The organism is Streptomyces katrae (genome assembly GCF_000966975.1).
In the GTDB taxonomy this organism is placed as follows: Bacteria; Actinomycetota; Actinomycetes; order Streptomycetales; family Streptomycetaceae; genus Streptomyces; species Streptomyces katrae.
The window spans coordinates 1-767 of the sequence record NZ_JZWV01001147.1 but is presented as its reverse complement, the minus strand read 5'-3'; the positions used below and the strand labels follow the sequence as shown (position 1 = coordinate 767).

Here is a 767-nt window from a genome sequence, read left to right as displayed (position 1 = left end):
GGGGCGGGCGTGCGGGCGGCCGTGGTCGCGCAGCAGGCCGGGCGGCGCGGAAGGACGGGCGCGGGGCCGCAGGGGGCGGGCGGCCCGCTGCCCGGCGGGAGCCTCCGGTCCGGCGGGGCCGGCGGGGCTCCGCGTCGGCTTCTGCCGCATGAGTGGTTCGCGCAGCGGATCCTTGCCGTGGTCAGTGGGCAGCGGCCCGTGCATTCGTTGCTCGGGCTGACCGTGGGGCAGGCGTACGACCAGCTGGTCGAGCTCGCGCCCACCGGGCCGCTGGGGGAGCGGCTGCGGCCCGTGCTGCGGCAGTGCGGGCGGTTCCACCCGGGGCCGGGGGTCATCGAGGCGTTCGCGCGGATCGCGACCGGCGAGCGGGTCTCCGCCCTGGCCTTCCGGCTCGAACAAGGGGCTGATCTGCGCTGGCGGTGTGCCGCCGTGGAGATTCGGGGTCCCCGCCCCTGGGGGAGTTCGCGGGTGGCGGTCGTATCCTGAGGGGGTTTTCCGACTACCGAAAGCAGCCGGCCATGCGCGTGTACGTCCCCCTGACCCTCCCCGGGCTCGCCGAGGCGCACAAGGCGGGCGAGCTGGGGCCCGCCCCGCTCACTGCGTACGCGGTGACCCCCGGGCTGCGGGAGTGGTACGTCTCCGACGACATCGAGGAGCTGGAGTACGCGGCCCTGAGCCGGGCCGCCGCCGCCTCCCTGCGGATGCTGGCCGAGGACGCCGCCGCTCCGCGCAAGCGGGTCGTGGTCGCCGTGGACGTGGCGGACAAG

2 protein-coding genes are annotated in these 767 nt (G+C 76.5%); both read left to right on the top strand.

Translation table 11 applies throughout. From position 1 onward, the window contains the following. The first annotated feature begins 87 nt into the window (after nucleotides 1-87). Nucleotides 88-486: an Rv3235 family protein gene (locus tag VR44_RS33930; protein ID WP_045951486.1), complete on the top strand. Its 399-nt coding sequence runs from the start codon at nucleotides 88-90 to the stop codon at nucleotides 484-486. 32 nt (nucleotides 487-518) lie between these two features. After that, the coding region (locus tag VR44_RS33925) for a DUF6912 family protein (protein WP_045951485.1) at nucleotides 519-767 on the top strand (249 nt) is incomplete at its 3' end.